Source organism: Massilia pseudoviolaceinigra (genome assembly GCF_030846505.1).
Classification (GTDB): domain Bacteria; phylum Pseudomonadota; class Gammaproteobacteria; order Burkholderiales; family Burkholderiaceae_D; genus Telluria_A; species Telluria_A violaceinigra.
This window is the reverse complement of sequence record NZ_JAVCWL010000107.1, coordinates 1-1,164: the sequence shown is the minus strand read 5'-3', so window position 1 is coordinate 1,164 and position 1,164 is coordinate 1. Positions and strand designations below refer to the sequence as shown.

Annotated in this window: 1 protein-coding gene; it reads right to left on the bottom strand. The window is 53.9% G+C overall.

Translation table 11 applies throughout. The features are described 5' to 3' along the window. Positions 1–97 precede the first annotated feature (97 nt). Positions 98–1,164: transposase (locus RBA40_RS33265; RefSeq protein WP_306653178.1), on the bottom strand; the 1,067-nt coding region annotated here is incomplete at its 5' end.

Sequence of the window (1,164 nt, the reverse complement as noted above, 5' to 3'; positions counted from 1 at the left end):
ATTGCGTTGAAAAACTCCTCCTAAACGCAACAGCAGAGCAGTTCTGTTGAACTAACTGTACAGCAGGAATGGGTGGTAGAGCCAATGCTCGGTTCGGCTAGCTTATCGCTAAGAGCGCTTTTTGATTCAGCGGGAACAGCTTCTTGGCCATTTTACGCAGATTTTGTGCCGTTGCCGCTAACAGAAACTCGTCATGCGCGCCGCTGGGCCCACGCAGTCGTAACTGCCCCATTTTCAAGATGCGTTTGAGGTGGGCAAACAACATCTCGACCTTCTTTCGCTCGCGCCGGGATTGGCGATACGCTTCTGTTTTGCCGATAGCCCGAGCAATGTCGCGCGCAGGTTCCTGCGGACTGCGGTCAATTTTGCGAATTGCCATGTTGGGGCAGCATTTTGGCTTTAGCGTGCAATCCCGGCAGTCATAGAGGCTGGCGCGATAGCGAAACGGATTTTTCTGTTTGCTGCGCTGAGCCGTTTTTAGATATTTACCGGATGGGCAGACATACCGGTTGTTTTCGGTGTCGAAGGTAAAATCGGTACGGCTAAACGTGCCGTCGTGATGCTCGGATTTGTCCCACACAGGAACCTGTGGCGCAATATTCTTTTGATCGACCAGCCAGCCCAGCATGGCAGCCACACCATAGTTGGTGTCTCCTACCAGACGCTGCGGCTTAATCGCAAACTTCTCGTCGACGCGTTCAATCATCGTTTTCGTCGCTTCTACTTCAGCAGTTTTATTAACTGGCGATGCTTCGACGTCGACGATGATGCCGCTCTTCAAATCGATCAGATAATTCGTTGAGTAAGCAAAGATCGCCGGCCCACCTGCAGCCGCAGTCCAGGTAGCAGCAGGGTCGGTGAGAGAAATTTTCTTCGGCATCGAAGGCACCGGGTTGGCCCGTTCCAATGCAGCCAGGTACTCCCGCACCGGCCGACTTGCCTGCTCTGGATCGCCCCAGTCAATACCGGATTCGCCAACCCGGCAACGTTGACGTTGTGCGTCAGCCTTGATCATGCTGGCATCGGTGGCAAATCCTTCGCCCTGGACCAGCCCTTCAGCCATACAGCGTCGCAGCACCGAATCGAACAACTGTCGAAATGCATCGTGGTCACGAAAGCGGCCGTGTCGGTTTTTGGAAAAGCTTGAGTGATCCGGGACCTTGT